The sequence below is a fragment of the Amycolatopsis sp. NPDC089917 genome, from assembly GCF_040684635.1.
GTDB lineage: Bacteria > Actinomycetota > Actinomycetes > Mycobacteriales > Pseudonocardiaceae > Amycolatopsis.
In genome coordinates, this window is record NZ_JBFBGL010000038.1 from 1 (window position 1) to 22,227 (window position 22,227).

The following is a 22,227-nucleotide window of genomic DNA, read 5'->3' on the forward strand; positions in this document are numbered from 1 at the left end:
CCGTGCGCACGATCGCGGGCACGGCCCGCTCGATGGGCGTCGCGATCGAAGAACCGTGAAGCTCGGGTGGCCGGCGGGCCGGACGTGCGTCGGCGGCGAGTCGACCCCGCAGTGGAGACATTCACCCGGATGCGGTGACTCGTCGGCGTCCCCGGTGTCGGCGGTCTCCTCGGCGGAAGGCGTGTCGAGGACGCCGTTGTGGATGCCGAGCGCGATCAGCCCGCCGCCGATCGCCAGCGCCGCGCACACCAGCAGCGCCGTCCGCCAGCCCGCGGTCAGCGCGACCGGGTCGGTGTAGGCCGCGCCGGAGAGCCCGGCGACCGCGGGCAGCACGGCGATCGCGAGCAGGCCGCCGGAGCGGGCGATGGCGTTGTTGACCCCGGAGGCGACGCCGGCGTACCGGTCCGGCGCGGCGGCGAGGACCGTCGCGGTCACCGGCGCGACGACCGTCGCCAGCCCGGCGCCGAACACGACGACGGCGGGCAGCACCGATCCGAGGTACGACGATCCCGGCCCGACCCGCATCAGCAGCAGCATGCCGACGCCGACCAGGATCGGGCCGATGACCAGTTGCGCGCGCGGCCCGATCTTCTGCGCGAGCGCGCCCGACCGGCCGGAGAAGATCAGCATGATGACGGTGATCGGCAACCCGGCGAGCCCCGCCGCGGTCGGCGAATAGCCGAGCGACACCTGGAGCTGCATGACCATCAGCATCATCACGCCGCCGAGCGCCGCGTAGACGACGAAGGTCAGCGCGTTGGCGAGGCTGAACGTCCGGTCGCGGAACAGTTTCGGCGGCACCAGCGGATCGGCCGAGCGGTGCTGGATCACCAGGAACGCCCCGAGTCCGCCGACGCCGAGCACCATGGCCACCAGGACGACGACGTCGCCGATGCCGCGTCCGGGCGCCTCGACGAGCGCGCCGGTGAGCCCGGCGAGGCCGACGGCGCCGACGGCGGCCGCGGTGAAGTCCGGATGCCCGGTCGCCTCCTCGTCGCGGGACTCGGGCACGTAGCGCCGGGCGAGCAGGACGCAGACGGCGGCGAGCGGCAGGTTGATCAGGAACGCCAGCCGCCAGGACCACACCTGCACCAGCACGCCGCCGAGCAGCGGGCCGACCGCCGCCGCGATCCCGCCGAGCCCGGACCACGCGCCGATCGCGCGGGCCCGGTCGTCGTGGGCGAAGGAGGCTTGGAGGATCGCGAGCGAGCCGGGCGTGAGCAAAGCTCCCCCGATCCCTTGGAGGATCCGGGTCGCGACGAGCATCTCGGTCGTCGTCGCGGCGGCGCACAGCCCGGACGCGATCCCGAACCAGACGACGCCGACGACGAACATCCGGCGGCGGCCGTAGCGGTCGCCGAGCGAACCGGCGACGAGGATCAGCGCGGCGAGCGCGAGCAGGTAGCCGTCGAGGATCCATTGCAGGCCCGCGACGGAGGCTTCGAGTTCTTCGCCGATCCTCGGCAGCGCGACGTTGACGATCGTCCCGTCGAGCATCGCCATGCCGGAGCCCACGATGGTCGTCGCGAGCACCCCGCGCGCCACCGGCGTCCCCCAGCGGATTCCCGCCGCCGTGTCAGTCATGGGTCGACTGAAGCACGACGGGCGGTACCGGGCCACCGCGAAATCGGCACATTTCCCGGGAAAGCGATCTTTCCCGGAATTACCTGACTCGTCAGGGAAGCAGCGTGGTGACGAATTTGTAACGGTCGCCACGGTAGATCGCCCTGGCGAACTCGACCGGTTTTCCGTCCGTGGCGTAAGAATGCCTCGAAAGGAGCAACATCGGCATTCCGACGTCGGCGCCGAGCATCTCCGCCTCATGCGGTCCGGCGAGCGCGGTCTCGATCGTTTCCTCGGCCCTTTCCAGCTCGACGCCGTAGTGCTCCCGCAGCACGGCGTACAGCGAACCACCTGCGGAAACGTGTTTGCGCAAACCTCGGAAGCGGCCGAGCGGGAGGTGTGTGGTCTCCAGCGCCATCGGCTGCGAGTCGGCCAGCCGGAGGCGGCGAAGGCGAAGAATCTTCGCGCCGACACGGATTCCGAGGAGTTTCGCCAGATCGGCTTCGACCGGGAGTTCGTCGATCTCCAGGAGCTTGGACGACGGCTTGAGGCCCTGCTTGCGCATGTCCTCGGTGTAGGACGACAACTGGAGGCGCTGCGCGAGTTTCGGCTCGGCGGCGAAGGTGCCCTTGCCCTGCACGCGGTGGAGCCGCCCCTCGGCGGTGAGGTCGGCGAGCGCCTGGCGGACCGTGGTGCGCGAAACGGTGAATTCTCCCGCGAGCGCCCGTTCCGTCGGAATCGGCGAGCCCGGGGGCAACGCGTCGAGCAGATCGAGCAGATGCTGTTTCAGCGCCCAGTACTTGGGTTCGCGCTGCCCGCGCATCCCAGCCGTAGCGCCCGCCTCACTCGCGGTGGTTGTCTCCAACATGACCGACTCCCTAAGCCCTTCCACTCAAACGCGCACCGTCCCCGCTAGGAAACGTACCCTTCACCACAAACGTCCATTCGGGCTAGCATTGGTCTAGACCTACTCGGGGGACGAAGTACGTCCCGGTGGAAGGGAACGAGATGACCGAACAGCGCCCCGGCGAGCACATGGCCGCGGAGATCTCCCAGCAACCCGCCATTCTGGCAGGAATCGTGGAGCGACAGGCCGAAATCGCCGAGGTGGCCGAAGCCATCTCCAAGCGTCCGCCCAGGTTCGCACTGCTCGCCGCCCGTGGCTCCAGCGACCACGCCGCCCTGTATGCGAAGTACCTGATCGAAGTACTCCTCGGTCTCCCCTGCGGTCTCGTCTCGCCCTCCACCGCGACTTTGTACGGCGCCCGTCCCGATCTGCGGGACGTTCTCTTCATCACAGTAAGCCAAAGCGGCGGATCCCCGGATCTCATCGAGGTCACCGAAACCGCGCGTCGCCAGGGAGCGCTGACCGTCTCGGTCACCAACACCCCGGAATCGCCGCTGCGCGCCGCCGCCGAGCTCGGCGTCGACATCGGCGCGGGGCTGGAAAAGGCCGTGGCCGCCACGAAGACGTACTCGGCCACCTTGCTCTCCCTTTACCTGCTGATCGACGCGGTCCGCGGCGGCAAGGGCGAGGACGCGGAGAAGCTGGGCGAACTCGCGCAGCAGACCCTCGACGGCGCGGACGAAGGCGTCCAGCGCGCGGTGGACCGCTACCGCTTCGTCGACCGGGTGCTCACCACCGGCCGCGGCTACTCCTACGCCTCGGCGCTGGAAGGTTCTTTGAAGCTGGCCGAAACCAGCTACCTCGCGGCCCGCGCGTACAGCGGCGCGGACCTGTTGCACGGTCCGGTCGCCGCCGTCGACGGCGAGACCGCGGTGCTCGCCGTGACGAGCCAGGGCCACGGCGTCGGCGCGATGCAGGAGGTCCTGGAGGCCGTCGGCAAACGCGGCGCGGACGTGCTCGCGGTCGGTTCGGCTTCGGCCGACGTCCCGGCGGCGCTGCGGATCGGTGTCGCGCCGTCCGCCGAAGAGGTCGCCCCGATCCTGGAGATCCTGCCCATCCAGCGGATCGCGCTCGGCCTTTCGCTGGCGCGCGGCGGTGACCCGGACAGTCCTCGCGGGCTGCTCAAGGTGACCAAGACGCGGTGAGTCACGTCATCGGTGTGGACGCCGGGGGCACGTCGACGCGAGCGATCGCCGTCGACGCCTCCGGCGTCGTGCTCGGCGCCGGGCGCGCGGGCGGGGCGAATCCCCACTCCCATCCGCCCGCGGAGGCCGCGGCGCGGATCACGAGCGCGATCACGCAGGCGCTGGGCGGGCTGGACCCGGCCGCGACCGCCGCGTGCGTCGTCGGCATGGCGGGGGTCAGCAAACTGAGCGATCCGGCGATCGCGGGGATCTTCGAAACCGCTTGGAAGGACGCGGGAATCAGTCCGGTGCGGACGGTCCCCGACTCCGAGGTCGCCTACGCGTCGGCCACTTCCGCGCCGGACGGTTCGGTCCTCGTGGCCGGCACCGGGTCGATCGCCGGACGGGTCCGCGGCAGGCGCGTGGTCTCCACCGCCGGCGGCTACGGCTGGTTGCTGGGTGACGAAGGTTCGGCGTACTGGCTCGGCCGTGAAGCCGTTCGCTCCACATTGGATGTCCTGAGCCTCGGCGGCGAACCCGGATCGCTCGCGCGCGCCGTGCTCGCCGAAGCGCTCGGACCGTCCGCAGTGGACTCCCCGGGCGATCGGGCCGGGCTGTGGCGCGCGCTCATCACGAGCGCCAACTCCGAAGCACCGATCCGGCTCGCCAGGTTCGCCCCGTTCGTCAGCGAGGCCGACCGCGCGGGCGACCCGGCGGCCGACGGGATCACCACCCGCGCGGCGGCCCATCTGGTGACGAACGTCATGGCGGTGCGGGACCCCGGCGAGACCACGCCGATCGTCCTCGTCGGCAGCGTGCTGTCCCCGGAGGGCCCGGTCGGGGCGAAAGTCCGTGCCGAACTCGCCGGTTTCGAGGCCCTGACCAGCACCGACGGTGTCCTGGGGGCCGCGTGGCTCGCTGCCGTCGACGCCTACGGGGAGGACGCGCCCCGGCCGGTCGCAGCCGGGAAAATCACCAAAAACGCGCCCTAAAAGACCAAACCATCGACTCCGGGGCCGAACTCCGGGTACCGTAGGACCCGGCCCCCGGACCCTCCCCCCTCGCCGGGGGCCGCCTTATGTCCTGGGCAGCCCGCCGGGCGCCGGATCCGAGGGATCTCCGTTCGCCTCCACCACCCGCAGACCGGGATGTTCCGGCGGCAGCGTGCGGTACAGCACCCAGCCGCTCACGGCGACCGTCACCGCGACCAGCGGCCAGGAGAGCACCGTCCGCGCGATGCCGAGCGCGACCACCTGCCCGCTCCACCACAGCGAGCCGTACACGACCACGCGCAGCGTGTACTGGAGGAAGACCCACACCCAGCTCGCCCGCGAATAGGCGCGCAGCAGCGCGGGATCGCGGCGCCAGCGGGTCTTCTGCCCGATGACGAGCCCGACCACGACGCCGAGCAGCGGCCACCGGACCACGATGCTGGCCGCCCACAGCAGCGCGCTGGCCACATTGGACAGCAGCTGGATGAGGAAGAAGTCTTCGGCGCGGCCGGTGTGCAGGGCGATCAGCGCGGCGGCGATGACCGCGGCGAGGCTCACCACGACCGCGCGGGCCTTATCCCCGCGCGCGACCCGGAACGCGCCGAGCAGCACCGCCACCCCGATGGCCACGCCGGCCCCCCAGGCGATCGACTGGCCGGCGATCAGCCAGCCCAGGACGAAGGCCGCGGGCGGGATGCTCGCGTCGATGGCGCCACGCCGCCCGCCGAGGATCTGGGCGAGCGACTCGCGCGGGGGTCGTGAGGTCACCCTCACAGCCTGCCGGATCCATGACCCCGGACACCCGGGCGGGGAGACGTTCGCCACATACCGTGTCCGTTTCGCACCTGCTTGAGGTGAATCTCAGCAGCCCAGGAGTGTACATCCCAGTAATGGAGATGCATGGACGTCCGACAAAATAAGAGACTGTGTCAACGGGCTGAACCACGGGTTTCGGTCAGGCGGGATTGCAGGGGCGCTCTCAGCTGTTAGTTGTGGTGTACAAGTACCAACCGGGGGCACACGGACGGAAGGGGACCCAACGTGTACGGATTCGACAGCTATGTCGCGATCGGTGACAGCTTCACCGAAGGACTCAACGATGATCTGCCCGACGGCACCTTCAGGGGCTGGGCGGACAGGCTCGCGGAGATCCTGGCCGAAGGCAGGCCCGATTTCCAGTACGCGAACCTCGCCCTCCGCGGGAAGATGCTCGACGAGATCCTGGAAGAGCAGCTGCCGATCGCGCTCGCGGTCAAGCCCGACCTGGTCACCCTGTGCGCGGGCGGGAACGACATCATCGTGCCCGGCGCGGACGTGGACGCCGTCGCCGCGCGGCTGGAGGCGGGGGTCGCCAAGCTGCGCGAGGCCGGGATCCCGGTGCTCATCTTCAACGGCCCGGACACCAAGTACCTGTCCGTGATGCACGTCCTCCGGGGGAAGGTCGGCATCTACAACGCGCATCTGTGGGCGATCGCCGACCGGCACGGCGCCAAGATGGTCGACATGTGGGCGATGGCCCCGCTGCACGACCGCCGCGCCTGGAGCGACGACAGGCTGCACTTCACCCCCGAGGCCCACCGGCGGATCGCGCTGCGCGCGGCCGAGGTCCTCGGCGTCCCGGTCGCCGACGACTGGCGCGAGCCGTGGCCGGCGTCCGAGCAGCCGAACACCTGGATCACCTCGCGCCGCTCCGACCTGGAGTGGACGAAGGCGCATCTGCTGCCGTGGATCCGGCGTCAGCTCAAGGGCGAGTCCATGGGCGACGGCCTGTCCCCGAAGCGCCCCGAGCTCGCGCCGCTGCTGCCGCTGGAGCAGATCGAGGCGGCGAGCGTCTCGCTCCCGGCCGAGCCGATGCTGCCCGCGCGCGAGATCCACCACCACGCGAGCTGAAGGGGACTTTCCCCTCATCCGCCGCCACGAAGGGGCCCCTCACCGCGCCGCATGCGGGGAAGGGCCCCTTCGGCCGTCTCTGGACGTCACCCGAACGGGTCATGTCCTGTTCGTCCGATGCACCCGGGCCTGCCCCGGCTTACAGTCCCTTCATGCCCGGTACACGCTGGAGCCGCTTGCTGCCTACAGCGCTGCTGGTCACGCTCGCCTTGACGGCGATCTCCGTCTGGTCGACCTCGGACGACATCGAGGCCGGGCTGACGGCACGCGCGAAGAACGCGCTCGCCGACGTCGGCGTCTCCGGCGGCGAGGTGACCTTCTCCGGCCGCGACGCGAACCTCACCGGCTTCCCGCCCGACAAGGCCGCGCAGGCGATGGACGCCATCCAGCGGATCGACGGGGTCCGCACGGTCGAGATCTCCGGTGACACCGCCCCGCCCACCGGTCCGGTGACGACCAGCGGCGAACCGTCGAGCCCGCCGCCCGCCCCGCCGAGCCCGCCGCCCAGCTCGACGGCTCCGGCCAAACCGACGGACAAGGCGGGCTTCCAGGCCGAGATCGACCGCCTGCTGGCCGCCACGCCGATCACCTTCGAACCGGACACCACCGACCTCACCGCGGACGGCGAACGCGGCGCGCTGGAGATCGCGAAGCTGCTCACGGACGCACCGCGCGAGCTGCGGTTCCGGATCACCGGGACGGTGGCGACCGGTTCGGACAAGAAGCTCTCGCTGAACCGGGCACTGACGGTGGAGCGGCTGCTGGAGCGCAACGGGGTCAAGCGCGACCAGGCGTACTCCACCCAACGCAGGACCTCCGACGGCGCGAGCGGCGAGGGCCGCCGCGTCGACATCACGGCAGAACAGAGGTGATGGCTGAATGCTCTGGCTCTTCGGGCAGATCTGGCTCTGGCTGCTCATCTCCTTCGCCCTCGGCTGCGGGGTCACGTGGCTGATGACGCGCGGCGAACGACGTGAGCGCACCGCGCCCGAGCCCGCCGTCCGCGAGCCGGAACGCGCCGTCCGCACCGAGCCCGACCCCGAGCCGGTGCCCGAGCTGCTCTCGTCCGAACAGACGCAGTTCATCCCGCCCGCGCGGATCCAGGACGACGACGAGCCGTACGACCAGGAGGCGGAAGGCCACCGAGAGGGCCAGCTGACCCCGGAACCGGTGCACGCCCACCACCCGGGCGAACCGGGGCCGGCGGGCCGGAACGGCGAGGGCGGCCACGAACCCGAACCGGTCTGGCCCAGCGACGAGGACTGGCCACCGGCCGGGCGCGCGTCCGAGCACCGGCCGGGGCAAGGCGGCTGACACTCGCCTGGTAAATTCGGCTACGCACTGTGAGCGTGACGCCGGGTACGTTTCTTCGTTCGGGAGCTCCGGCACACGAAGGAGGCTCCGATTTGGCGCTCCCCTATTGGACGCCGCACAACCTGCTGCCTCCGGGCCGCCACCCCGCCGACCTGGCCGACGTCTACGAGCGGCTGGTCTTCGACGCGCCGCATCAGAACGACCGGGAAATCCTGTTCAGCGCGCTGAACAGCTACCTGGGGGTCGCCCGGCGGATCATGCCGACCGGCCGCGCGTGGATCGGCGGCGACCTGACCGCCAGGACCCCGCACGCGCCGCTCGGGCTCGACGTGGTGCTGTTCCCGGACGAATGGGGCGCGCTCAAACGACTCGACGACGCGGGCCGCTCGGCGCTGTACGGGCTGCTGACGCTGCGCGGTGTCATCGTCGGCCAGCCCGCCATGTACCTGGACCAGGTCCAGCCCGTCGGCGGCATGCTCGACGGCTTCCTCTGCCGTCCCGGCGACGAGGAGATCTGGGAAGAAGTGTGGGCGGCCGACGGCAGGGGGATTCCGGAAGTGATCTGGTGAGGAACGAATTCCGGCGTATCGCCGACGAGATCCCCGGCGGCACCTGGCTCGACGACCTCGCCCGTGCTTCGGCGATGGCCGCGTACGCCAAGTTCGAGCGGACGTCGCGCTCTCCGCTGCTTCGCGTGTCCGTGCTCGGCGAGTCGCATCTCGACGCGTACACCTTCTCGGACATCAGCCGCGCGCTGCAGGACGCGACGGCCAAGATCGGGCACATCATCCGGAACCCGTCGGGCGAGGTGACCTTCGTCCAGCCGGCGGACCGGGAGAAGGCCCCGCTGATCCAGCGCGGCCAGGCGGGCAACGCGATCTTCTTCGGCTTCCCCGAACCGGCGCTCGACGACGCGCTCATCCACGACGGGATCGAGTCGCTGTCCGAACGCGCGGTCAAGGAACTGTGCGATTTCCTGCCCGCCAACGGCTCCGACGACGGCGCGCTGGACGCGGTGCTGCTGCAGCGCGACACCGTCCGCAACGCGGTCAGCGACATCGTCAACGCGGTCAGCAAGCACGCGGGGGTCGGCATGGCGCTGACCCCGACCGCGGGCGACGAGCTGACCCGCAGCATGACCACCGAGCAGGCGCGGATCCTGTCCGGGAGCCTGCGCGAGTCCCGCGAGGCCGTCGGCTACGAGACGGTCAGCGGCAGGCTGGACGGCGTCCGCACCCGGCGCCGGATCTTCTATCTCGAACGCGAATCGGGCGGCACGATCCAGGGCGCGGTCGCGCCGGATCTGCTCGACGAGATCAAGGAGAACCTGGACCGGCCGGTGACCGCCCGCCTGCGGGTCGTGCGGACGACGACCATCGACGGCAGGCGCGGCAGGCCGGTGCACGAACTGCTGGAGATCACCCCCGAAGTCAGCCTGTTCGATCAGTGATCGGGTTTCCGATATTTCGGCGATGCGACAATTCTCGTCAGAAAATGTCGATGACCGCTTGATCATCGTGGAATGATGACTTTTTCCGGCAGGTAACAATTTCGGCCATTGCCCCGAACGATGGGTTAACGTCTTCGGACGGAAGCCTCCGAAAGGGCACGTATGCCGACCGATCCACCTCTCCCGCACCCGCCGGCGACCCGCTACGGCCCGGGTTTCGCCACCCACGGGACCCGTCATCGGAAGCCCAAGAACGGCCTGGTCATCGCCGGTTTCCTGGTCGGACTGGCGGCACTCGGGGTCGCCTTCGTCCCGGTCGCCGGGATCGCCGCCTGGCCGCTCGCCGTGATCGGGTTGGTTCTTTCCGTGATCGGTCTTACCAAAATCAAGAAGGGCGAAGCAGACAAGAAGGGAATGGGGATCGCGGGACTCGCGCTTTCCGTCGCCGGTTTGCTGGCCGCGAGCGGGTTACTGGTCTACACCAACTTCTTCGCTACCGGTCAGTCGGGACTGCACATCCCGGCGGTCGCCGGGGACAAGCACACCGTCGAGTTCGTCGTCAGCGCGTCCGGCGGCGCGACCGTCCGGTTCGGTTCGCTCAACGACCAGCGGAGCGAGACGACCCCGGCCAGCACCGACGAATGGCGCGGCACGGCGTCCTTCAACTCGGGCGACTACCTGCTCACCGTCACCGCGGACACCCGGAACGCGTCGGTCAGCAACCAGATCTCCTGCACGATCCTGGTCAACGGCCAGAAGGTGGCGGAGAACAAGGGCCAGACCATCGCCCTGTGCACGGCGAGCACCGGCTGAGTCCCCCTGTTTCGGATCACCCGCCTGGCGGCCGGCCGGTATCGCCCCCACCTCCACCGGCCGGACCGCCACGAGCCGCTCCTGGCGGCTCTTCAGACGGCTCCCGAAGGGGCCGCCCGAGCGCCGATCCCTACCGCATGCCCCTCCCCTAGGGCTCGATCGACGCTGAACGGGACCCTACGCGCGTGTGCGGCGAGGCCACTAAGAATCCGCTAAGGATCACTCACGGACCTTCGCCGAGGCCCGTCAGCTCCGCCCGGACCAGCGCGGCGAGCTTCGGATTGGCGTCCGCCAGGATTTTCAACGCGAGCGCGAACTGCTCGCGGGCACCGTCCACATCCGACCCGGCCCGCAGCACCCTGCCCAGGGTCATCCGCAGCACGCCCTCCTGGAGGACGAACCGGCGGCTGATCGTCAGGTCCACGGCCTCCCAGACATACCGTTCCGCCGCGGCGAGTTCGCCGATCCGCATGCTCAGCTCGGCCAGGTTGTTCAAGGAGACGACGACGTAGCTTTCGTCGCCGAGGGTCCGGTCGATCTCCAGCGAGGCGACCTGGTGCCCGATCGCCTCGATGAACCGCCCGGCCCGTTTTTCCGCCTCCGCGCAGTTGTTGAGCGCCTGCCCGCGCAGATCGAGGTCGCCGGTCCGGTCGGTCTCCTCGACCGCCCGCCGCAACGTCCCGATGGCCTCGTCGTGCCGTCCCAGCAGGGTCAGCGCGGAACCGAGGTGGATGTTCGCCGAGACCATCAGCCGGTTGTCGCCGATCGCGCTCGCGAGTTCCAGCGCGCGTTCGGCGTCGGCGAGACAGCCTTGCGGGAGTTCGAAGGTGAGCGCGATGGCGCAGCGGGAGATCAGCATCCAGCACCGGCCGAGGACGTCACCGGACCGCTCGGCGGCCGCCAGTCCGATCTCGACCAGCCGCGTCCAATCGTCCAGCAACGGATACACCGCGCGATAGGTGTGCGCGACCCTGGCCAGCCGCCAGACGTCGTCGTGGCGTCCGTCGGCACAGGCCGCTTCGAGGACCTCCAGGAGGTTCACCCACTCCGCGGCGAACCAGTCCTGCGCTTCGGCGAAGGAGCCCATCGGCGGCGTCTGCGCGTCGGTCAGCAGGCCGGTGAAGTCGAGCGGATCGACGATCCGCAGCATCTTGCGCCGGGCCCGGTCGGCGACGGCCTGGTAGTACCGCACGGACCGGGTCAGCACGTCCCGCCGGTCGGTCTCGTCGAGTTCGTTCTCCGCCAGTTCGCGGAGGAACAGGCGGACGAGGTCGTGCGGGACGAAGGAGTCGCGGCCGGTTTCGGCGAGCAGGTTGTGCGCGGCGAGCACCCGCAGATGCCGCCGCGCCTCGGCGACGGTGATCCCGCCGATCGCGGCCGTCAGATGCGAACCGGCCGACACGACCTGCACGACACCCAGCCGCAGGAACGTGTTCGCGACCTCGGGCGGCAGCCCGCGGAACGAGACGTCGAACGCGGCGCGGACCCCGTCGTCCGGACCCTCGACGTCGAGCGCGGCCAGCCTGGTGCGCTCGTTGCCGAGTTCGTCGACCAGATCCTGCGCGGACCACTGCGCGCTGGCGGCGAGCCGGGCGCCCGCGATCCGCAGTGCCAGCGGGAGATAACCGCAGAGCCGGGCGAGCGCGTGGTTCAGGTCGAACCCGGCGGGCCCGGCGAGTTCCTCGATCAGCCGGACGGCGTCGCCGGGCGCGAGCGTGCCGAGGACGCGCAGTTTGGCCGCGTTGGACACGGCGAGCCCGTCGAGGCGCGACCGGCTGGTCACCAGCGTCATCGACCGCGAGCCGGGCGGCAGCAGCGGCCGGACCTGCTCGGCGGAACGGGCGTTGTCGAGGATGACCAGCATCCGGCGTCCGGCGATCATCGAGCGGTAGAGCGCGACGCGTTCGTGGACCTGCTCCGGGACGCCCTCGGCGGGGACGCCGAGCCCGAGGAGGAACTGGGTGAGCAGGTCGGCGGGCTCCAGCGGCGGATGGTGCGGGTCGAAACCGCGCAGCGAGGCGAAAAGGATGCCATCGGGGAAGCGGCGGCCCGAGCGATGCGCCCACCACACCACGAGGCTGCTTTTGCCGATGCCGGCCGTCCCGGTGACGACGCCGACCGCGGTCTCGCCCGCTTCGGCCCGCTCGGCGAGGTCGTCGAGCCAGGCCAGATCGGCCTCGCGTCCGGCGAGGTTCGGCACGGCGGGCGGCAACTGCTGCACCGGCGCCGTCTCGGCCTTCGGTTCCGCGACGACCTTGACCGGCAGATCGTCGTTCAGGACACGCTCGTGCAGCCAGCGCAGGTCCGCGCCGGGCTCGACGCCGAGCGTCCGCAGCGTCGCCCGGGACACCGTGCGGTAGAGCTCGAGCGCGTCGCCGCGGCGCCCGGCGTGGTAGAGCGCGCGCATCAGCTGACCGGCGGTGCGCTCCGCGAGCGGGTTCGCGCGGACCAGCGGGCTGAGTTCGACGATCAGTTCCGCGTGCCTGCCGAGTTCGAGGTCCGCGTCGACCCTGGCGCCGTGGACGGCGAGCCGCAGGTCCTCCAGTTCGGGGGCGCGGACCGAGCCCGGCACGCCGGCCAGCGCGGGTCCCTGCCAGAGCGCGAGGGCCTCGGCGAGCAGCTCGGACGCCTTCTCCGGATCCTCGGCCGACGCCTGCTCCAGCAGCGACCGGGCACGGTGGACGTCGATCCGGGCGGGTTCGACGGTGAGCTGGTAGCCGGGCGGCGCGGTGAGGATGCGGGCGCCGCGCGGATGATCTCCCTGGATGTCGCGCAGCACGCGCCTCAGGTGGGAGACGTTGCCGTGGACGATCGTGCGGGCGGTGGCCGGCGGATCGTGTCCCCAAAGTGCGTCGATGATCTCGTCGAGCGCGACAACTTTGTTGACCTTCAGGGCCAGCAGCGCGAGCAGACCGCGGACGCCGGGACCGCCCACGGGGACGGGGTGATCACCGTCGAGGAGGCGCACGGGACCGAGGAGCTGGAAACGGGCAGGGGAACCGTTTTCGCCCATGGCAAGCACCCCTCCTCCGATCTCTCCCCTTACCGGAGTAGCCAACCTACCGCGCGAAGACGCCGCCAACCAGAAAACACGAGGAAAGAGAGACAAAGCAGGACACAACCGACCCCGCGAATTGATCCAAAGTCCGGCCGGAAGCCGACGCGAGGGGGCACCGGCGAACCGTCTCCCCGGAAGCGCGTCAGCGCGCGGCAATAAAAAAGCTCCGTGCCATCAGTCCCGATCTGATGGCACGGAGCCGGGGGATGTCCGATTTGGGCCACCTGGGGGCGCGACCCACACCGGACATCGGCGTCCACGTCCGTCCGGGTGGGCTCACCCCGAGCGAAGAACCCGTTCGACCGTCGACAACACCTACGTGAGCGGGCCCACTGGCCCGCTCACGTGGCGACAACGTAACAGGGCGCACACTACCGGCTACAGGCACCCCGTCATGGCCTTCGCTACCTGCGGTTCTTCACCGGGACAGCGGGGCCGTGTCGCGGCCGGCGATGAACGTGGGCCGTCGTTCGATCGCCGCGTACGGCTCCCGCAACGCGTTCTCGACGCTGTTGAACACGATGAAGATGTTCGACCTCGGGTACGGCGTGATGTTGTTCGACGAACCGTGCATCACATTCGAATCGAACCAGAGCGCCGAACCGGCCTGTCCGGTGAATTGATCGATTCCGTATTCGGCGGCGAGTTTGGTGATGTCATCCTCACTCGGAACACCGACCCGCTGCTCTTTCAGCGAACTCTTGTAGTTGGACTCCGGGGTTTCCCCGGCGCATTGGACGAAGGTCCGCTGTGAGCCCGGCATCACCATCAGCCCGCCGTTGAACGGGTAGTTGTCGGTGAGCGCGATGGAGCAGCTGACCGCCCGCGGCGCCGGCATGCCGTCCTCGGCGTGCCAGGTCTCGAAGTCCGAGTGCCAGTAGAACCCGGTGCCCTTGAAGCCGGGCATGTAGTTCACGCGGCTCTGGTGGATGTACACCTCGGAGCCGAGGATCTGCCGGGCCCGGTCGAGCACGCGCGGATCGCGGACGAGTTCCGCGATCAGCTCGCTGGTCTCGTGGACGTCGAAGATGGAGCGGACCTCACCGGTCCTGGCCTCGGTGATGACGCGCTCGTCGTCGCGGTGGTCCCCGGAGGACATCCGCACGAGTTCCTGCCAGTACGTCTGGATCTCGCCAGGCGACAACAACTGGTCGACGACGGTGTAACCACGGGTCTCGTGGTTGGCCAGGGTGGCCGCGTCGAGCGGTCCCTCGGCCTCGGTGCCCCAGACGGTGGGGTGCGTCCTGGGCAGGTGTTCGGGCTTACCCGTGATGCGTGTCGGGTAACTGTCGTCGACTCGGGTGTCGGTCAGCGTCAAAGCGGTCGCCTCCTCGAGCGATTCCTAGGGTTCGGTTACGAGCGGGTACACGCCGTTTTCGTCGTGGACCTCGCGTCCGGTGATCGGCGGGTTGAACACGCAGACGCACTTGATCTCGGTCTTGGGCCGGACCTGGTGCTTGTCGTGGTCGTTGAGCAGGTACAACGTTCCCGGCTTCAGCTGGAAGACCTCACCGGTCGCGGTGTTTTCGAGCTCTCCCTCACCGGAGGTGATGAAGACCGCTTCGATGTGGTTCGCGTACCAGAAGTCGTTGACGGTCCCGGCGTAGAGCGTGGTCTCGTGCACGGAGAACCCGACGCCCTCCTTGGCCAGCACGATGCGCTTGCTGCGCCAGTTCGGGGTCTTGATGTCGGCGTCGGTGTCGGTGACCTCGTCGAGGGTTCTGACAAGCAACGGAAAACTCCTTCTCGTTCTCGGTTGAGGGCGGTCGGTTCGGGTCAGGCGAGGACGGTGGCGACGGCCTCGTCGATGATCGACAGGCCCTTCGTGAGCTCGTCCTCGGTCAGAGTGAGCGGCGGGAGCACCTTCATGACCTCGCCGTCGGGGCCGGAGGTCTCCATCAGCAGCCCGCGCTCGAAGGCGGCGGCGCAGACCTTGCCCGCGAGATCGCCGTTGGCGAACTCGATGCCGCGGGCGAGGCCGCGGCCCTTCGCGAACAGGTTCGCGTCCGGGTACGCCTCGACGATGCCCTGGAAGGCGGCGGCGATGCGCTCGCCCTTGGCCTTGGTCGACTTCTCCAGCTCGTCGTCGCTCCAGTAGACGCGCAGCGCCTCGGTCGCGGTGACGAACGCCGGGCTGATGCCGCGGAAGGTGCCGTTGTGCTCGCCCGGCTCCCAGACGTCGAGGTCGGGGCGGATCAGCGTCAGCGCCATCGGGATGCCGTAGCCGCCGATGGACTTCGACAGGCAGACGATGTCGGGTTTGATGCCCGCTTCCTCGAAGCTGAAGAACGGCCCGGTGCGGCCGCAGCCCATCTGGACGTCGTCGAGGATCAGCAGGATGCCGTGCTTCTTGCACAGGTCGTCCAGCGCCTTGAGCCAGTCGATGCGCGCGGCGTTGATGCCGCCCTCGCCCTGGACACCCTCGACGATGACGGCGGCGGGCTCGTTCAGGCCGCTGCCGGAGTCTTCGAGCAGCTTCTCGAAGTAGAGGAAGTCCGGGATGGAGCCGTCGAAGTAGTTGTCGTACGGCATCGGCGTGGCGTGCACCAGCGGGACGCCCGCGCCGCCGCGCTTCATCGAGTTACCGGTCACCGAGAGGGCGCCCAGCGTCATCCCGTGGAAGGCGTTGGTGAAGTTGATGACCGATTCCTTGCCGGTCACCTTGCGCGCGAGCTTCAGCGCGGCCTCGACCGCGTTCGCGCCACCGGGGCCGGGGAAGACGACCTTGTAGTCGAGTTCGCGCGGCTGGAGGATCTTCTCCTTGAAGGTCTGGAGGAAGTCCCGCTTGGCCACGGTGAACATGTCGAGCGCGTGCGTGACGCCGTCACGGGCGATGTAGTCGATCAGTGCCCGCTTGAGCGCCGGGTTGTTGTGCCCGTAGTTGAGCGCGCCGGCGCCGGCGAAGAAGTCGAGATAGGCCTTGCCGTCTTCGTCGTACAGGTAGCTCCCCTGGGCCCGGTCGAACACCACGGGCCAGCCACGGCTGTAACTGCGTACTTCGGATTCGAGTTCCTCGAAAATACTCATCACGTTTTCTTTCTCCCTGGGATCCCCGGTTTTACGTCCTAGTTGTTGCCGAGCGGACCGATTCGGTACAGGTCCTCCTGCTCATGCGTTCCTTCCTCGGCCGGGAAATCCGTCGCGGAGAACAGATCCTGGCGTTCCAAGGTGGCGTCCCAGCGCTTGGCGAACGAGGCGAACAACCGGATCGAAGCCTCGTTGTCCGGGGTGATCGTCGTTTCGAGGTATCGCACACCCTGGGTGGCGAGCCTGGCGAACAGATCGTCGAGCAGTGCCCCGGCCAGGCCTTTTCCACGCTGGGACGCGTCGACCGCGACCTGCCAGACGAAGCCGGTGTCCTGCTTCCGATACCCGATCACGAAACCGACCGGCTCGCCGTCGACTTTCGCGACGACCGAGGTGTCCGCGAAATCGTGGCACCACAGCAAATAGGCGTAAGGCGTGTTGAGATCGAGCTTCTTCGAATCGCGGGCGATTCTCCAGAGCGCGGCACCGTCTGCCTTGGTCGGATTTTCGATCAAGTGCTTTCCGGACATGTTCAAGAAACGTACCGGAGGATTCGGGCGCGGTCAGATCAGCGCGGCGGCGGCAACGCGGCTACCTGCAACAACCCCGAAACACACGTGACAAAGGTAACGGTAACGTTTGAAACGCAGCACGCGTGGGTAAGGCCGCTTCGACACGGTCTCACTGCATGTGACGATACCAACCGTTACCACTTCGTCGCACGGTCAGGGCGCGATTCGGGCCTCGATTCCGCTATTTACGGCCGCGTCTGCGACGGGTGAGCGAACCGAGCGGCGTCCAGACGGCGGGCAGCACGAGCAGCAGGCAGACGACCAGCCACCAGACCGGCGCCTCGCCGCGCCGCCAGCCCGCGACGACGTCGCCGAGCCAGCCGAACAGCGGCTCGCGGACCGGCGGCAGGAAGGCGGCGAACAGCAGGCCCGCTCCCACCAGCACGCAGAGCACCGTGAGCACCATCCGCCACGTCTTGCGCAGTGTCATCAGGCTGACCGCCAGGAACACGACGGCGCCCGCGGCCACCGGGACGCCGACCCATTGCAGGACGGGACCGCCCTGTCCGCCGATGACGAAGCCGGCCAGCACGGTGATCAGCGCGGCGAGCACGTTCCACGGCGCGGGCAGGGTGGCCGCGCCGCGCGTGATCCACCAGGCGCTGCGCCCCGCCGCTTGGGCGAAGGTCGCGGCGGGCTGGACCGTTTTCGGCACCCGTGTCGCCCCCGCGGCCGCGTTGAGCCCGGCGGCACCCGCCTTGACCAGCGTCTTCGTCAGCAGCATCGTGCCGCGTTCGTGTTCGAACCGCTCGCCGGAGACCTGGCAGGCCTGGAACGCGCGCTGGGTCTGCTCGTCGGTCTCCGGCTCGTTCTCGATCAGTTTTCTGAACCGTTCCGACGGCTTCCCATTCCCTTTGGCCGTTTTCGCGTCGTGTCCGCTGTGGAGGCCGACGCAGGGCAGCTCTTCGCGCGCGATCTCCAGTTGCCGGACCCGCGCGAGCACCATCGCCGTCACCGGCATGCTGATCGGGAGGGCGGCTTCGCCCTCGACGTCGGCGAGTTCGCCGTCGAGGCCGAGGAAGGCCAGCTCTTCGGCCAATTGCGCGCACAGCGCGTCCGCTTCCTCTTGGGACAGCCCGTCTTCAGTCCCGGGACGGCGCCAGCCGATCTTCGTGAAGGTGTCCCGCACCCGCGTCCGGAACGCCTCCCGCCCGACGACGTCGCGCAGCAGCCGCAGGCGTTTCGGGTCGAGCAGGCATTGGATCAGCCAGCCCGCGCCGTCGACCCGGCCCCACATCCAGTCGTTCGCGCGCCAGGACGCCTTGTAGAACGCGCCGAAGTAGTCGGCCTGCATGCCGGTGAGCTTCGTCCACGAACGACGGCGCTTCATGTCCAGCAGCGTCCGGGAATCCGCGCTCACCTGGACGAGATCGACGCGCTGATCGACCGACGGCGGCTGCGCGAGCAGTCCCCGGGTCGCGATGTGCAGGCGCACCAGGCGCGAAGTGACGACGGGATCGCCGGCGCTCTTGTCGTCGGAGGTGAGCCCGGTCCACGCCAGCAGCGTGCTGACCGTGTCGGCGGCCTCGGTGTCGGGTTTCGCTTGCGCCAGCGGCAAAAGGATCGGCGTCGCCTGCCGGAGCGCGGCGACCACGAGCGGCCACGCTTCCTTGAGGGTGTCCGCCCGGCCGAGTCCGGCCCATTTCCTGGCGAGCGCCTCGATCCAGGCCGCCAACGTGTCCTCGGACTTCGGCGGCTCCTGCTCGGTGACCCAGCCCGCGATCCGGTAGCCGCGCGCGGCCTTGTGCCGGGCCTCGTGCAGCAGCACCCGGCACTGGTTGAGCTGCGTCGCCTGCTCCGGCGACGGGTCCAGCCGGAAGCCCGCGTTCACCAGCTGCAGTCCGGTCGCGACCGAATCGTCGAGCGCGGTGGTGCGGAAGGCGACCACCTCGTCGAGTTCGCAGGTGTCGCTCGGCGGTTCGGTGGGCAGGCCGTCGCGCAGCCCGTCCGCCGCGGCCGCGCGCAGCTGCGCCGCCGTGCCGGACGCCCACTGACGTCCCTCCACATCGGACAGTGAGAGCCTGCGGGTCGCCTCGCGGACCAGCGCCGTGGCGTCCTCCTGGACCCGCCTGTCGCGGTAGTCGTTCATCAGCCGCTGGTCGACCAGGGTGTCCGGACCGCCGCGAACCCCCATCGCGGCGAGGGAAACACGGGTCCCCCTGGTGCGGACGACGGCGTCGTTGTGCCGGGTCAGGTCTTCGAGTTCGGCGCTGATCGTCTGGCTCAGCACGGTGCCGACGACCTTGCTCATCGCGCTGCCGAGCAGCGGCGGGCGCTCCGGATCGACCGCGACCCGCTCGGCTTCGCGTTCCGCCGTCGGCACGACATACAGCAGCAGCCGCCGGACGTCCGAATGCGACGGCCGTTCGAAGATCTCCCGCAGCGCCGGGCGCAACGGCTTGTTCAGCAGTACACCGCCGTCGGTGAGCCAATGCGACCGCGCGACGTCGGTGTACTTGGTCATGTCCGGATGCAGCGGCCCGGTGTTCTCGCCGATCGGCATCCGGGAAAGTTCGAACGCGCCGGGGAACGACGCGGTGGACCGGGCCGCGAGCGCGAGCGGGCCCACCACGTCATCCGTCCACAAAGGACCATCGAAGCGGAAGAGCAGGCGATGTTCGGTGTCGCGCACCAGGTTCCCGAGCGCGTCGTCGAACCTGGTCATCTCGCCGTCGATCATCGTGCCGGTGAGCAGCACGGTGATGTCGGGACAGTCGGGTTTCACCGTCGCCTTGTCGGTGATCCGGTGCAGCGCGTCCTTCAGGTCGCCGAGCAGGACCTTGTCGCCGTCGAGCAGCGAGCGCGGTTCCTTCTCGCCGGGATCGCGGATCAGGTTGTCGAGCGATCCCGTGCTGATCCACGTGTCGCGCAGCACCTGCGGGCTCGACCGGAACGCCTCGGCCAGCCCGAGGCACGCCGCGTTGATGCCGCCCGCGCTCGTGCCGGTGAGCACGTCGAGCGAGACGGTGGCGTTGAGCAGGTCGAGCAGGGCGCGGTACGGCCCTTCGGAATCCGGCGCCCTCGACGCCTGAAGCAGATGCGAGGTCTCGGTGGCGACCCCGCCCATCCAGACCGCGAGGCTCGCCCCGCCCACCATGGTCATCGCCAGCCGGATCTCCTGCGGCCACGGGCTCCCCGCGTCGGCCATGTGCGCCCTCCCCAAGGCTCAGTGCACGAGCACTGTAGACCGGACGGGCGAACCGCTGTACCGCCGTTGGTGCCGAAATTCGTTCACCCGTAAGGGCAACTCGCCCGCGTTTCGTCCTCTGCGTACGGGGAGCGGTAGGGCGTCATCGGGCGGGGGCGCGTGTGTCGCGAAAGCCACTTTCGCGACACGCCTCCGCCTCGGGCATCGCGCACGTGGTGAAGGCCTCCTTCACTACCTTGAGGGTAGGCAAGGAGACCTTCACGGACTTTGCGCGCGGGGCGGTGCGGCGCGTCAGGCGGCGAAGTGTTCGAGCAGGAGGACTTGGGCCTCACCGACGGCGAAGCCGAGGACGGCGCCGGTCGCGATCAGGATCCATTCGTCCTGCTGAAAAGCAGGACGCAGCAGGCCCTCGAACTCACGCGGCGACAGCTCCTTCATTTTGGTCACCAGGACGTTCCGGATGTCCATCGCGTCGTTGGCGTAGTCCTCGATGTACCGCATGGTCTCGGGCAGCTTGTCCATGATCTTCTCGGCGATGTTCAGCTTCATGTCCTGATACCGCCTGCTGCCGACGGCGAACACCACCAGCGGCTTCCCGACGCCGACACGGCGCCCGAGCTGTTCGTCGAGCTGACGCTGGATCAGCCCGAGCACCCGGTCCGACAGCGGTCCGTGCAGCACCGCCTCGATCACGTTGTGCGGGGTGATGATCTCCTTAGCGATCAGCGCGCCGTACGCCTCCGCGACCTCGCCGCGCCGCTTCAGGAACAGGCCCTGCCAGCGCACGCCGAAGTACCGGCGTTCCTCGATCGGGTAGAAGATCATGCGCAGCGCCAGCCAGTCGGTGAACCAGCCGGTGAACAGACCGAACAGCGGCATGATCAGCGGGAACTTGAACAGCACCCACGCGACCATCTGGATGACGCCGATCAGCCCGCCGAAGACGATGCCGGAGCGGGCGATGAACTTGAACTCCTTGTCGCCCGCCTCCTGGAAGATCCGGTTCAGCAGCCGTTTGTCCTTGACCAGGGCGGTGACCACCATGCCCTTGAGGTCGAACACACTGTCCACATCGGACTTGATCAGCTCCAGCACGGCCGCGACCATCTTCGGCGTCTCGGCCTGGACGCGCTGGATCACCAGCCGCTGCATCCCCACCGGCAGCGATTCCCACAGCCCCGGCTGATAGTGCGCCGCGACGTCGCGCACGATGTCCTCGACGGCGGCCTGGAGCGGTTTTTCGATCTCCCGCGCGATTCTCTGCGGATCGAGCCGGGCGACGACCTCCGCCGGTTTGATCAGCTGCTCGGTCATCGTGTCGCAGGCGATGCTCGCCATCCGCGCGGCACGTTTGGGCACGATGCCCTGCCAGCCGAGGAAGGGCTTGATGCCGATGAACTCGACCGGCTGGAACATCATCCGGATCGCGACGAGTTTGGTGGTGTACCCGATCAGCGCGGCGACGATCGGGATGGAGACGTAGATCGGCCAGTGGCGGCCGAAGTCGTCGAGGATCCCGTCGAGGAACGCGCCCATGCCGGGATCAGCCGGCGCTCGGGTCGCAGGCCTGCCAGAACTGGGCGCCGAGCCGCGAGATGTGCACCGTGCGCTTGACGAACTTGGCCCGCTTCACCGACTTCTCCGCCTCGCGGACGGTCTCGTCGGTCAGCAGGATCTCGTACTGCGTCTCCAGCGCGGGCACCTCCTCGTCCAGCTCGACCAGGCCGAGCCCGATCAGCCGGGTCAGGTAGCCGGGCACCTGGTCGGGCAGCGACACCCCGGCGGCCTTGCCGACGGTGGAGGCGTTGCGCAGCACGAACCGTCCGGCGCCACCGAGGTTCGTCCGCTCGGCGACGTCGACCGCGGGGAACGGCGAGCCGTCGGAGAGCGCGGAAAGGATGCGGGCCTCGTCCGGCGTCAGCTGCCGCAGGATGATCGCGTAGAGGTACTCGCGTGCCCGTTCGCGGCCGAAGCCGATCGAGTGGTTGAGCAGTTCGGCCATCGCCGCGCGAAGCGGTTCGAGCCGGTCGCGCGTGTGCACGAGGGTGATGGTCGCTTCGACCGGGCGCGCGCCGTTGGTGTCGGGCCGGTTCATCGCGGACGCGGCGGTGAGCGCGGCGTGATACGGGTCGTCGACCTCGTCGAGACGGCGGCGCAGCTCCGAAAGCAGCTGCCGCTCACCCTGTTTGACGATCTGTTCGGCGAGTTCGACGCCGGGAAGCTTGCGGGTGAACTCGAACCCCGTGCGGGCGGCCCAGCCCGCCAGCTGCCCCGCGCGTTTGGCGAAAGCGGCCAGGTCGTCACCGGCGGGTCGATCGTTGCTCACGGACACTCCCCTCGCGTTCGCGCTGATGCTACCTGCGAGTAGG

Annotated in this window: 19 protein-coding genes; 8 read left to right on the forward strand and 11 right to left on the reverse strand. The window is 69.2% G+C overall.

What is annotated here, in order from left to right:
• A partial coding sequence (locus AB0N89_RS25870) for an MFS transporter (protein WP_364208908.1) occupies positions 1–1,584 on the reverse strand: 1,584 nt, incomplete at its 3' end.
• Between the two features lie 91 nt (positions 1,585–1,675).
• Positions 1,676–2,431 (reverse strand): GntR family transcriptional regulator, encoded by a 756-nt coding sequence (locus tag AB0N89_RS25875; protein WP_026467051.1) that lies wholly within the window; start codon positions 2,429–2,431, stop codon positions 1,676–1,678.
• A 140-nt stretch (positions 2,432–2,571) separates the two neighbouring features.
• Between AB0N89_RS25875 and AB0N89_RS25880 the strand changes: the two genes are divergently transcribed.
• A complete protein-coding gene (locus AB0N89_RS25880; RefSeq protein WP_039918896.1) occupies positions 2,572–3,615 on the forward strand; it encodes an SIS domain-containing protein in 1,044 nt (347 codons plus the stop codon).
• Positions 3,612–4,586 carry a BadF/BadG/BcrA/BcrD ATPase family protein gene (locus AB0N89_RS25885; RefSeq protein WP_364208913.1) on the forward strand — a complete coding sequence of 325 codons (975 nt, stop codon included), beginning with the start codon at positions 3,612–3,614 and terminating at the stop codon, positions 4,584–4,586. Before AB0N89_RS25880 ends, AB0N89_RS25885 begins: the two co-directional genes overlap by 4 nt.
• 84 nt (positions 4,587–4,670) lie before the next feature.
• Here the strand turns inward: AB0N89_RS25885 and AB0N89_RS25890 are convergent, their stop codons facing one another.
• Positions 4,671–5,354: a DUF3159 domain-containing protein gene (locus tag AB0N89_RS25890; RefSeq protein ID WP_364208916.1), complete on the reverse strand. Its 684-nt coding sequence runs from the start codon at positions 5,352–5,354 to the stop codon at positions 4,671–4,673.
• A 273-nt stretch (positions 5,355–5,627) separates the two neighbouring features.
• Here AB0N89_RS25890 and AB0N89_RS25895 point away from each other — a divergent pair, with 273 nt between their 5' ends.
• The 6 genes from AB0N89_RS25895 to AB0N89_RS25920 all read left to right on the forward strand — a co-directional run bounded on the left by AB0N89_RS25895 (position 5,628) and on the right by AB0N89_RS25920 (position 10,053).
• Positions 5,628–6,476 carry an SGNH/GDSL hydrolase family protein gene (locus tag AB0N89_RS25895; RefSeq protein WP_364208918.1) on the forward strand — a complete coding sequence of 283 codons (849 nt, stop codon included), beginning with the start codon at positions 5,628–5,630 and terminating at the stop codon, positions 6,474–6,476.
• Positions 6,477–6,628: 152 nt separating this feature from the next.
• Positions 6,629–7,348, forward strand: a complete 720-nt coding sequence (locus AB0N89_RS25900) for an OmpA family protein (protein WP_364208921.1) — start codon at positions 6,629–6,631, stop codon at positions 7,346–7,348.
• 7 nt (positions 7,349–7,355) lie between these two features.
• Complete coding sequence (locus tag AB0N89_RS25905; protein ID WP_364208924.1) at positions 7,356–7,790, forward strand: hypothetical protein; 435 nt, start codon at positions 7,356–7,358, stop codon at positions 7,788–7,790.
• Between the two features lie 92 nt (positions 7,791–7,882).
• Positions 7,883–8,359: a hypothetical protein gene (locus AB0N89_RS25910; RefSeq protein WP_364208927.1), complete on the forward strand. Its 477-nt coding sequence runs from the start codon at positions 7,883–7,885 to the stop codon at positions 8,357–8,359.
• Entirely contained in the window at positions 8,356–9,240 is an 885-nt protein-coding gene (locus tag AB0N89_RS25915) for a hypothetical protein (protein WP_364208930.1), read from the forward strand. Before AB0N89_RS25910 ends, AB0N89_RS25915 begins: the two co-directional genes overlap by 4 nt.
• 162 nt (positions 9,241–9,402) lie before the next feature.
• Positions 9,403–10,053 carry a DUF4190 domain-containing protein gene (locus AB0N89_RS25920; RefSeq protein WP_364208932.1) on the forward strand — a complete coding sequence of 217 codons (651 nt, stop codon included), beginning with the start codon at positions 9,403–9,405 and terminating at the stop codon, positions 10,051–10,053.
• A 223-nt stretch (positions 10,054–10,276) separates the two neighbouring features.
• On the opposite strand, the gene AB0N89_RS25925 is transcribed toward AB0N89_RS25920, so the two are convergent.
• From AB0N89_RS25925 to AB0N89_RS25960, 8 genes are all read right to left on the reverse strand, one after another.
• On the reverse strand, positions 10,277–13,066 hold the full coding sequence (locus AB0N89_RS25925) for a BTAD domain-containing putative transcriptional regulator (RefSeq protein ID WP_364208935.1): 2,790 nt from the start codon (positions 13,064–13,066) through the stop codon (positions 10,277–10,279).
• Between the two features lie 463 nt (positions 13,067–13,529).
• Entirely contained in the window at positions 13,530–14,429 is a 900-nt protein-coding gene (thpD, locus tag AB0N89_RS25930; protein ID WP_364208938.1) for an ectoine hydroxylase, read from the reverse strand.
• Positions 14,430–14,453: 24 nt separating this feature from the next.
• Positions 14,454–14,843: an ectoine synthase gene (locus tag AB0N89_RS25935; RefSeq protein WP_007033454.1), complete on the reverse strand. Its 390-nt coding sequence runs from the start codon at positions 14,841–14,843 to the stop codon at positions 14,454–14,456.
• Positions 14,844–14,887: 44 nt separating this feature from the next.
• Entirely contained in the window at positions 14,888–16,138 is a 1,251-nt protein-coding gene (gene ectB / locus AB0N89_RS25940) for a diaminobutyrate--2-oxoglutarate transaminase (protein ID WP_364208941.1), read from the reverse strand.
• A 38-nt stretch (positions 16,139–16,176) separates the two neighbouring features.
• A complete protein-coding gene (gene ectA / locus AB0N89_RS25945) occupies positions 16,177–16,668 on the reverse strand; it encodes a diaminobutyrate acetyltransferase (protein WP_364208944.1) in 492 nt (163 codons plus the stop codon).
• Positions 16,669–16,891: 223 nt separating this feature from the next.
• Positions 16,892–19,858, reverse strand: a complete 2,967-nt coding sequence (locus AB0N89_RS25950) for a patatin-like protein (protein ID WP_364208947.1) — start codon at positions 19,856–19,858, stop codon at positions 16,892–16,894.
• A 291-nt stretch (positions 19,859–20,149) separates the two neighbouring features.
• The gene (locus AB0N89_RS25955) at positions 20,150–21,394 is read right to left on the reverse strand and encodes a DUF445 domain-containing protein (RefSeq protein ID WP_364208950.1); all 1,245 of its coding nucleotides are present in this window, start codon (positions 21,392–21,394) and stop codon (positions 20,150–20,152) included.
• Positions 21,395–21,401: 7 nt separating this feature from the next.
• Positions 21,402–22,184, reverse strand: coding sequence for an Abi-alpha family protein (locus AB0N89_RS25960; RefSeq protein ID WP_364208953.1), 783 nt, complete (start codon positions 22,182–22,184; stop codon positions 21,402–21,404).
• Positions 22,185–22,227: the final 43 nt, after the last annotated feature.

Coding starts and splice junctions, on each gene's coding strand:
- AB0N89_RS25920 (WP_364208932.1), top strand. CDS start 9,403: ATGCCGACCGATCCACCTCTCCCGCACCCGCCGGCGACCCGCTACGGC.
- AB0N89_RS25950 (WP_364208947.1), bottom strand. CDS start 19,858: ATGGCCGACGCGGGGAGCCCGTGGCCGCAGGAGATCCGGCTGGCGATG.
- AB0N89_RS25875 (WP_026467051.1), bottom strand. CDS start 2,431: ATGTTGGAGACAACCACCGCGAGTGAGGCGGGCGCTACGGCTGGGATG.
- AB0N89_RS25900 (WP_364208921.1), top strand. CDS start 6,629: ATGCCCGGTACACGCTGGAGCCGCTTGCTGCCTACAGCGCTGCTGGTC.
- AB0N89_RS25955 (WP_364208950.1), bottom strand. CDS start 21,394: ATGGGCGCGTTCCTCGACGGGATCCTCGACGACTTCGGCCGCCACTGG.
- ectA (WP_364208944.1), bottom strand. CDS start 16,668: ATGTCCGGAAAGCACTTGATCGAAAATCCGACCAAGGCAGACGGTGCC.
- AB0N89_RS25925 (WP_364208935.1), bottom strand. CDS start 13,066: ATGGGCGAAAACGGTTCCCCTGCCCGTTTCCAGCTCCTCGGTCCCGTG.
- AB0N89_RS25905 (WP_364208924.1), top strand. CDS start 7,356: ATGCTCTGGCTCTTCGGGCAGATCTGGCTCTGGCTGCTCATCTCCTTC.
- ectB (WP_364208941.1), bottom strand. CDS start 16,138: ATGAGTATTTTCGAGGAACTCGAATCCGAAGTACGCAGTTACAGCCGT.
- AB0N89_RS25880 (WP_039918896.1), top strand. CDS start 2,572: ATGACCGAACAGCGCCCCGGCGAGCACATGGCCGCGGAGATCTCCCAG.